We start from the raw sequence: 9,191 nt of genomic DNA on the forward strand, positions 1-9,191 counted from the left end.
TGCTGCTTCGCCTTCGACCAGTTCGGCCCGGTTCTCCCCAGCGAGGCTCGTCTCGAAGAGCCGTGCCTGCTTTCCCGTCCCCTATACGCCGGCTCCCATCGGCATATCCCCATGATCGGTCCATCAGCGACGCCCCGCCCCACTCAGCGCGAGAACACCACCTCGATCGGGGGCGGGGGCACCGCTCCCCCGACAGTCGTGTACCCCTCGACCAAGGTGCAGTTCACAGTGAACAGTCCCGGTTCGTGGTCGCCGCCGATGGCCCGCAGCAGATGTCCCACGGCAGCCGTACCGACCGTCTCCAGGTTGGGGTCGATCGTGGTGAGCAGCCGCTCGTGGACGCTGGTGATCCGGCTGACGTTGTCGTAGCCGATGATGGCGACGTCCTCGGGTACCCGGAGCCCGGCGCAGGTGAAGGCGGCGTAGGCGCCAAGACCGATCTCGTCGTTCCCGGCGAAGAGGCCGTCGACGGCCGAACCCGAGGCGATGATGTCCTGTGCCGCCGCATAGCCCCACTCCCGGTGGTAGTTCCCGAAGAGCGGCCGTCCGAGCACCAGCGGCAGCCGTGCCTCCTTGAGTGTGTCCAGGAACCCCGCGCAGCGCTCGATCACGGCGGGCGCGAGGTGGTTTCCGGTGATGTGGGCAAGGTTGGTGCGGCCCAGGCCCATGAGATGCTCGGCGGCGATTCGGCCGGCGCCGCGGTTCTCGGGGACGAAGGAGGCGTCCCGGCTGCTCTCCGCCCGCCCGTTGGCGTAGACGACGGGAGCGCCGAGGGCGGCCGGGGCGAGGGAGGACAGCCAGTTGTCCGAGCCGATTCCTATGACCAGCAGGCCGTCTACTCGGCGTGCCTTGAGTTTCCTGATGTGCTCGGCCCGCAGGTCGGGGTCTCGGTCGGCGTTGTACAGCAGGGAGGCCATATCGTGCCGACTCAGTTCGGCGTTGGCCCCGATGAGCACAGGCATGGTGAACAGGCCGGGAGCGTTGTCGGCGAGGATGCCGATGGTGTAGCTGCGGCCGAGGGCGAAGGACTTGGCCAGGGCGTTCGGCTGGAAACCCAGCCGGCTGGCGGTGTCCAGGACCCGGCGCCGAGTCTCCTCAGAGGCTCGGCCAAGCCCGTTGAGCACCTTCGATGCCGTCGACATCGAGACGCCCGCAGCTGCTGCCACGTCACTCAGGCGCACCGGGGAACTGGTCATCCTGCATCCTTCCTTGACTCCGCTGCCACCCATTCTATGCGAGAAAGCGGTTTACCATCACCGATGCAAGAGATGTGTGCACATCTGTTGCCATGAATGTGTGAGATAGGTACGTTCTTGGGAAAGCAGTTTCCCATCTCGCGTGCTGCAGGCCCACATGCGGCGTCACGAGCGCACGAGCGCACGATCAACGTCACGTGACGGAGGGAGACTGCTCGGAGTCGGTGTGGCGGGGTGCGCGCCGGCGAGCACCGTTTGCAAACCCCAGGAGGGTGTTCATGCAGGGCAAGTTCAGCGCAGCGGCTGCCGGGCTGGTGGCAGCGGTCGTCCTCTCAGGCACACTGGCCGGCTGCTCGTCCGACGACGGTGGCGACGACGGGAGGGTCACCATCACCGTCCAGGGCATGCCGACCAAGAGCGACCCAGCCGGCCGCAAGGCCTTCCTCAATCAGATCGCGCAGTTCGAGCGGGAGAATCCCAAGATCAAGGTCGTCGGCTCCGATGCCCAGTGGGACCCGCAGACGTTCGCCGCCAAACTGGCCGGGGGCAGCGCGGACACGGTGATCCGGGTGCCACTCACGGAGCCACAAGGCCTGATCGCCCGCCGCCAGGTCCGAGACATCACCGACGACGTCAAGACTTGGCCTCAGTACAGCCAGTACAACCAGAAGCTCCAGGCGCCGAACATGGACGCGGCCAGCAGGATCTACGGCCTCACCGAGCCGGAGACCGCCTACGCCATGGGCCTGGTCTACAACCGGGCCCTGTTCACCAAGGCCGGCCTCGATCCCGACCAACCGCCCACGACCTGGGAGGGGGTGCGCAGCGCGGCCAAGGCCATCCACGACAAGACCGACGCCATCGGGTACGCCGAGACCACGACCAACAACACCGGCGGCTGGCACCTGACCTCCTACACGTACTCGCGTGGCGGCACCATGGAGCGGGAACAGGGCGGCAAGATGGTCCCGGCGTTCACCGAGCAACCTACCCGCGACGCTCTGCAACTCCTCCACGACATGCGGTTCGTCGACGACTCGATGGGCAGCAACCAGCTCCAGACCCAGGCCGACGTACAGCGCCGGTTCGCCGCAGGCCAGGTAGGGATGTACATCGACGGCCCGGGCGCGTACGTGCCGATCGTGCAGAAGTACGGCGGCAGCAAGGAGGACCTGGGTGTCGCCTCACTCCCGCAGGACGGCGGCAACGCAACGCAGCTGGGAGCGACCGTCGCCATGGTCAGCGCAAAGTCGGACAAGGCGCGAACCGCGGCCGCGGTCAAGTGGATCCTCTTCGAGTACATTAAGCCCTTCTATGACCCTCAGGCCGCCCGCGCACGGGCGGAGCAATCCTCCGCCGACCCGGAGAAGCTGGTGGGTGCTCCCGCTGTGGCCGCGTTCCCCGAAGAGGTGGAGAAGCAGGTCGACGCGGCGATCAAGCCGTACATCAACATCCCCGTCCAGAACTTCGAGCCCTACCGCACCGGCAGCGCCGGGCTCCGCCTGCTGCCGGAGCCTCCGGTCGCCGCGCAGAAGGTGTACGCGGCGCTCGACCCGGTGGTGCAGGCGGTGCTCACCAAGCAGGACGCCGATATCGGTGGCCTGCTGAAGAAGGCCGCCGACCAGGTCTCCGTGGAGCTGGAGCGAGCGCAGTGACCTCGCTCGGACTGCGCCCCGCCTCCGCGGGGCGCGCACCCGCCAGCGGGCGGCACCCTGCCGCTCCCTCCCGGCGGAGCCGTCGCAGGTTGCGCGACGATCTGATCGCGGTCGCGTTCCTGCTTCCGGCGCTCTTCTGCTTCGGCTACTTCGCCTGGTGGCCTGTGGTGAAGGGACTGGAACTGTCCTTCCAGCAGACCAACCTCGTGGACCCGGCCGAGTGGGTAGGGCTCCTCAACTTCCGCCGCATCCTCGACGACCCGCTGGTGATGACCGCGGTGACCAACACCGCGTTCTTCGCCGGGCTGGCCCTCCTTATCGGCTTCCCGCTGCCGCTGGCGCTCGCCGTACAGATGTCGACGGTCCACCGTCTCGCCGGGCTCTACCGCTACCTCGTCTACCTGCCGGTCATGCTGCCGCCGGTGGTGGGCGTGCTGCTGTGGAAGCTCTTCTACGACCCGGACTCCGGGGTGTTCAACAAGGCACTCGGCCTCGTCGGTCTGGGCCCCTACCCGTGGTTGCAGTCGACGGATTCGGCCATGCTCAGCCTGGTGCTGGAGGCGACCTGGGCCAACTTGGGCTCGGCGACGCTGATCTACCTGGCTGCCATCACTCGTGTGCGGCCCGAGCTCTACGAGGCCGCGGAGACGGACGGCGCCGGGATCTGGCGGCGGGTGTGGCACATCACCCTCCCGCAACTGCGGGGTACGGTGCTCCTGCTGCTCCTGCTCCAGCTCATCGGCACTCTCCAGGTGTTCACCGAGCCGTTCGTCATGACCGACGGCGGGCCGGAGAACGCCACGATCACCGTGCTGCTGCTGATCTACCGTTATGCCTTCGTAGAGGGCGACTACGGCGCCGCCAGCGCCATGTCGCTCATGCTGGCAGCGGCGCTTTCGCTGCTGTCCGCCGTGTACCTGTGGGCAACCCGACGCTGGAGCGACACGTGACCCTCCCGTCTCCCGCTGACACCCGCGACCGCCTGCCGGTGAACCGGCTGGTCTCTCCGCGCGACCGACGCAGGATCGGCACCCGCGCCGCTCTCGCAAGTACGAATGCGGTCGTCCTCCTCATGCTGGTCCTCTTCTGCGCCGGCCCTGTGCTGTGGATGTTCAAGGCCGCGGTCTCCCCCGCCCGCGAGGTGACCACGCACCCGCTCGCCCTGTGGCCGACGCAGACCCGCTTCTCCAACCTCAGCGACGCGCTGAACCTGCTCGACATCGGCAGCGGCCTGGCCAACAGCGCCATCCTGGCCATCGGCTGCCTGGTCGCCCAGCTCGTCGTCTCCACCAGCGCCGGCTTCGCGCTGTCGGTGCTGAGGCCCCGCTTCGGCCGGGTGCTGTACGCCATGGTGCTGGCTACGCTGCTGGTGCCGTCCGCCGTCTGCCTTATACCGCTGTATCTGACGGTCCAGGACATGCCCGGACTTGGCGTGAACCTGGTGAACACCTTCTGGGCCGTGTGGCTGCCCGCGGGAGCCAACGCCTTCAACGTGCTCCTGATCAAGAGATTCTTCGACAACATCCCCGCCGAGCTGTTCGAGGCGGCCCGCGTCGACGGTGCCGGTCCGCTGACCCTGCTGCTGCGCATGGTCCTGCCGCTGTCCCGGCCCGTGCTGGCCGTGGTCTCGATGTTCACCCTCATCGCCTCATGGAAGGACTTCATCTGGCCACTGATCGCCCTCACCGACCCCGACAAGCAGCCCGTTGCCGTCGTCCTACCCGTGATCGCCAAGACGGCCGACCAGAGCCTGGTCATCGCCGGGCTCTTCCTCGCGAGCGTCCCTCCGCTGCTGCTTTTCGTCATCTTCCAGCGGCAGGTCGTCAACGGGATCGGCGGGGACACCGGCTCCAAGGGCTGAGCCTCTCCTGACCATCCCTGGCCGCAGTGTCCGCCAGGCTGTCTCGCCGGGCCTGGCGCGTGGACAGCGCCGGCCGATCCGCTCTCGGCCACGCCGCGAGACCGTGGCATCCCCTCGACCACCGACATTTACGGCTCATCATACCGAGCCCCTTACCGGGCTGCCCGAAACGGGCCGCACCGGCACCCAGACTCCCGGAGAGACGCGCCAAGACCCCCAACAGATCCGCAGGAGGACCGCAGATGCACCACAAACCTCGACGACACGAAGGACTCCGGAACACCGCCGCGATCCTAGCCCCGATACTGGCGATGCTGGCCAGCGAGGCCACGCCGGTGCATGCCCTGGCGGCGCTGCCCGACCTCGTCGTCACCAGCGTCGCCACGGAACCGGCCGCTCCGTACACCGGCGACGCCACCCGCTTCACCGCAGTGGTGAAGAATCAGGGCGATGCGGCCACGTCGGACGGCACGGTGATCGGCGGCGTGTTCAGGGTGAATGGGTCCACCGTCGTGTACACCGACAACCATTCGGCCTCGCTCGGGCCGGGCGAGTCCGTCAGGCTCACCTCCAACGGCGGCGGGACGACCGGAAACGGCACGTGGAGCGCGCAAACCGGCAGCCACACCCTCGGCTTCCTGGTCGACGACGTCAAGCGTATCCAGGAGGGCGACGAGACCAACAACGACTACACCAGCCCGGACAAGCTCTCCGTCGCCGAAAAGCAGGGCCCCGATCTGGTGATCGACCAGGTGACGTTCTCGCCGACCAACCTGCGGCCGGGCTCGAAGCTCACCCTGCACGCCCGTGTCTCGAACGTGGGCAACCAGTCCACGGGCACCAAGATCGCGGTGGCCTTCGCCCATGGCTCGGTGCAACTCGGTACCGTGCGCGGCAGCACGCTGGCCGCGGGTACATCCGCGACCGTCGACCTGAAGACGAACATCACGATCAGACCAGGCCAGATCTCGCTCAAGGCCACCGCGGACCCAGCGAAGAAGATCACCGAGACACGCGAGGACAACAACGACCGCGCCCTGGACCTTCGGATCGGCCAGAACGTCTCCGAGGCCGCCAATGCCTCCGACTCGTTCGTCGAATCGATCGGGGTCAACACCCACCTCAGCTACTACGACACGCCGTACGGGAACTACGACGGCCTGGTCAAACCGCTCCTGAAGCAGGCCGGCATTCGGTACCAGCGGACCGGTGCCTCGCTGCAGGACACCAAGGTGCCCAAGGAGCTCAAGGATCTCGCCGCCAACGGCATCCACACCAACTGGATCGCCGATCCCTCCGACACCCCGGCCGAGATCGTGCAGTATGTCAAGTCCGCCGCCCCCGCCATCGTGTCCGTCGAGGGACCCAACGAGCCCGACGTCTTCACCCCCAGCCAGTTCCCCGACGGGACGCGAGCCTTCCAGAACGACCTGTACAAGCAGGTCAAGGCCGACCCGGACACCAAGCACCTGCCGGTGCTCGCGCCCACGCCGGTCCGGAACGGCTCGGCGGCGAAGCTGGGGCAGGTCTCCTGCGACATCGGCAACGCCCATCCCTACCCAGGTGGGAACATTCCCACGATCTCCCTCGATGCGAACCTCGCCAACGCCTCGGTGGTCTGCCCGGATAGGCCCGTCCAGATTACCGAGACCGGGTACCACAACGCCCTCCAGGCGATCTCCGGGCAGCCCGGGATCTCCGAGAAGGCAGGAGCCAAGTACATCCCGCGCACCTACCTGGAGTCCTTCCGGCGCGGGCTGCCGCGGACGTACGTGTACGAGTTCATCGACGAGTTCGAGGACCCGAACCACCAGGACCCCGAGGCCAGGTTCGGGATGGTGCGCCACGACGGGACGCCCAAGCCCGCCTTCACCGCGCTGAAGAACACCATCTCCCTACTCGCCGACCCAGGGGCCGACTTCAAACCTGGCACGCTCGACTACCAGCTCAGCGGTGACCTCACCAACGTCCACCGCGTCCTCCTCCAGCGTCGAGACGGTAGCTTCCAGCTGGTTCTGTGGCTGAACACTCCCAGCTTCGACCTGTCCTCCAAAACCGACACCACGGCCCCGCCACAGACGGTGAAGGTGGACCTGCCGAGCACCTTCGCCAAGGCCCAGACCTTCCTACCCGTTACTTCGACGTCATCGACCGCCACGTACAACAACCCGACCAGCCTCACCCTCAGCGTCCCGGACCAGCCGCTCGTGGTCACCCTCACGCCGCGCTGAACCCACGCCTTCCCCGATCCACCGCCGGTGGATCGGGGCCCCACCAGCAGAGGATGGTTCGAGGATGCCCGAGGCCGGCTGGAACGCGCGGCGCATGACCGCCTCGGTGACCAGGTGGATGGACACACTGTGGGACCGCGAGGTCCGTTTGCTGCGTTCCCCGAATGCCGTGACCGGGCAGGCGCACCTCGTCCGGGAGACGGCGTGGTACGCGGTGGGCCTGCTCTCGCGCAGCCGTACCGGGGATGAGGAGCGAGCCGTGGCGGCCTTGGCGGCGGTCCTCGCGCAGCAGTACGACGCGCCCGGCACCAGCCACCACGGCACCTGGCGTCGGGTGGCGGACGAACCTGAGCCGGCGCCCGACGCGGGGCGGGACCGGGACTACGACCCGAACTGGCGCGAGTTCGTGGGCTCGGCCCTGCTGCTGCTCCTGCACGGATTCGAGCCCCGACTGCCCGGCGAACTGGTCGGCAGGATCGACCATGCGCTGCGGCTCGCGGCCGAAGGGGCCTTGGCGCGGGCGGTGGCGCCGGAATACACCAACATCGCTCTCATGGGCGCCTACCTCTTCGACGCCGTCGGGTGCCGGCTGGGAGTTCCCGCCCTGCGAGCGGCGGGCGAAGACCTGGCTCGGCGGGTGCACCAGCTGTGGGCCGAGACCCGCACGTTCACCGAGTTCAACTCGCCCACCTACTACGGTGTGGACCTGTTCGCCCTCGTGCTCTGGCGGCGATGCGCGCCCTCTCCCGTGCTCCGGCAGTTGGGCGCACAGATGGAGGAGCACCTGTGGCGGGAGATCGCCGCCCGCTACCATCCGGCGCTGCAGAACCTCGCCGGCCCGTTCGACCGCGCCTACGGGATGGACATGCGGCGATACGTGGCTCTGACTGGCCTGTGGATCCGGCTCGCCACCGGGAAGGGCGGAACGCCGCTGCCGGCCGCAGGCACACCCCGGGTGGAGCACGCCCACGACTGGTGCTTCGCGACTTGCTTCGCGTTGCTGGGGGCCGAGCCTCCCGCCGACGCCGCGGCGCAGCTGTCCGCCTTCCGCGACCCGCGGTTGGTGACCACGCGCATCGCCGGCTCCCCGCCCCGGACCGCCACGACCTGGCTCGGGGAGCGTCACTGCGTCGGCGCACAGGATGCCGTTGGAGCCATGGATCGGGCCGACGGCCAGTACTGCCCGGTCACGGTGCACTGGCTGGCGCCGGGCCGGGAGCACGACGTCAACTGGCTGCGCCTGGCCCCGTCGAGCCCGGCCGACGCGGTGGTCGACGAGGAGGGGACACTCCTGCTCACCCACCGCGCCACCCTGGCCCGCCCGTACCCGTGCTTCCTGGTGCGGGCGCCGCAACCACGGCCGGGAGATGTGACGCCCGGTTGCTGGCGGCTGCCGGGGCTGACCGTGGGGATCACCTGCGACCCGGCCCTCGACGTCCGGACATCCCGTGTCGGCGAGCTGCTGCGGATCGAGTACGTACCCCCGGCTGTGCCCGGTGACGTGGTGCTGTCCCTGCGGTTCCGCGCGGGTTGAATCAGCGCCCTTCGGCGCCGATTAGGGAGCTCCTCGCCGCTCGCGTTGGACTCACCGGGGAAGGCTGGTGCTCAGGTCAGACCCCCGAGACGTGCAGCTAGTGGGATGACCACGAACGTTCACCGGGTTTGATCACGCGGCTTTCTGTCGAGGGCGGCCCCAGCGCTGCTGGCGTTCGCTGCGGATGCGGGCGCGTTCGCGACGTTGGGCGGCCAGCACGTCGGGGTGACGGGCGTTGGCATTGCGCCAGCGCAAGTACGCCTGCAAGGCGCGGGCCAGCACGACGTGGTTGGGATGGTCGGAGCCGGCGATCACGAAAGTGCGCAGGGGTCCGAACTGTGGCTCGATCGGGTGGGCCCACGAGGCGTAGGTCGGGGTGAAGCACAGTTCGACCGTGTGCTTGGCCGCCCAGGCGCGGATCGCCGGTGTCTTGGTGGCCGACAGGTTGTCCAAGATGACGTAGATCGGGGCGCCGTCCGGGCGGGCGGCACGGATCGACTTCAGCGCCGCCAGGGTGTTGGCGCCGCTCTTGCCCCGCCGGGTGATGCCCCACAGCGTGTCATCGCCGAGTGAGTAGCAGCCGTGGAAGTAGCGCACGCCATGGGTGCGGGTGTAGGTCGCCGGTAACCTGCTGGGCTTGCCCTGCTCGGCCCATCCGGTGCCCTGGACGGGGCGGATGGATAACGGGCCGAACTGGTCGAAGGCGAAGCAGCG

Annotated in this window: 7 protein-coding genes; 5 read left to right on the forward strand and 2 right to left on the reverse strand. The window is 68.3% G+C overall.

Annotated features, from left to right (window positions below):
* Positions 1-143 precede the first annotated feature (143 nt).
* Positions 144-1,196: a LacI family DNA-binding transcriptional regulator gene (locus ABZ911_RS42345; protein WP_358070110.1), complete on the reverse strand. Its 1,053-nt coding sequence runs from the start codon at positions 1,194-1,196 to the stop codon at positions 144-146.
* Positions 1,197-1,474: 278 nt separating this feature from the next.
* On the opposite strand from ABZ911_RS42345, the gene ABZ911_RS42350 reads away from it, so the two are divergent.
* The 5 genes from ABZ911_RS42350 to ABZ911_RS42370 all read left to right on the forward strand — a co-directional run bounded on the left by ABZ911_RS42350 (position 1,475) and on the right by ABZ911_RS42370 (position 8,477).
* Entirely contained in the window at positions 1,475-2,851 is a 1,377-nt protein-coding gene (locus tag ABZ911_RS42350) for an extracellular solute-binding protein (RefSeq protein WP_358070113.1), read from the forward strand.
* 89 nt (positions 2,852-2,940) lie between these two features.
* Positions 2,941-3,801: a sugar ABC transporter permease gene (locus ABZ911_RS42355; RefSeq protein WP_358070116.1), complete on the forward strand. Its 861-nt coding sequence runs from the start codon at positions 2,941-2,943 to the stop codon at positions 3,799-3,801.
* Complete coding sequence (locus tag ABZ911_RS42360; RefSeq protein WP_358070119.1) at positions 3,798-4,712, forward strand: carbohydrate ABC transporter permease; 915 nt, start codon at positions 3,798-3,800, stop codon at positions 4,710-4,712. The genes ABZ911_RS42355 and ABZ911_RS42360 overlap by 4 nt, the downstream gene beginning before the upstream one ends.
* Before the next feature lie 311 nt (positions 4,713-5,023).
* Complete coding sequence (locus ABZ911_RS42365; RefSeq protein ID WP_358070122.1) at positions 5,024-6,943, forward strand: CARDB domain-containing protein; 1,920 nt, start codon at positions 5,024-5,026, stop codon at positions 6,941-6,943.
* Positions 6,944-7,007: 64 nt separating this feature from the next.
* Positions 7,008-8,477: a hypothetical protein gene (locus tag ABZ911_RS42370; protein ID WP_358070125.1), complete on the forward strand. Its 1,470-nt coding sequence runs from the start codon at positions 7,008-7,010 to the stop codon at positions 8,475-8,477.
* A gap of 132 nt (positions 8,478-8,609) precedes the next feature.
* On the opposite strand, the gene ABZ911_RS42375 is transcribed toward ABZ911_RS42370, so the two are convergent.
* Positions 8,610-9,191 (reverse strand): transposase (locus ABZ911_RS42375; RefSeq protein WP_358070128.1); only part of this gene is annotated, 582 nt, incomplete at its 5' end.

This window comes from Nonomuraea sp. NPDC046570 (assembly GCF_040645915.1).
Classification (GTDB): Bacteria; Actinomycetota; Actinomycetes; order Streptosporangiales; family Streptosporangiaceae; genus Nonomuraea.